This is a genomic window from Methylophaga pinxianii, assembly GCF_020447225.1.
In the GTDB taxonomy this organism is placed as follows: domain Bacteria; phylum Pseudomonadota; class Gammaproteobacteria; order Nitrosococcales; family Methylophagaceae; genus Methylophaga; species Methylophaga pinxianii.
In genome coordinates this window covers 1-271 of sequence record NZ_JAJAEO010000018.1, presented here as the reverse complement: position 1 = coordinate 271, position 271 = coordinate 1, and the positions used below count along the sequence as shown (strand labels likewise).

The following is a 271-nucleotide window of genomic DNA, read 5'->3' as shown; positions in this document are numbered from 1 at the left end:
AGAGGAACTCAACTACGGAGTCGATCTATCAACCATCTGAGGGTGGTATCAGATTGATGGGGTGAAGGTGCCCCATCAACCATTAAATCCGTATACCCGTTTTGTTCTACCTCACGTTTAAGAATTTTGGCGAAGCATTGCTGCTAATGGTGACTTTGCCATTTTCTTTAGTGGGCGGCATCTGGCTGCTATATCTGCTGGGACACAACTTGTCGGTGGCGAGTGTGGTCGGCTTTATCGCTTTAGCCGGGGTAGCAGCCGAGTTTGGCGT

The 271-nt window shown here is 49.4% G+C and carries 1 protein-coding gene; it reads left to right on the top strand.

Features of this window, described 5'->3' with window-relative positions:
* Positions 1-101 precede the first annotated feature (101 nt).
* A partial coding sequence (locus LGT40_RS00085) for an efflux RND transporter permease subunit (protein ID WP_438861564.1) occupies positions 102-271 on the top strand: 170 nt, incomplete at its 3' end.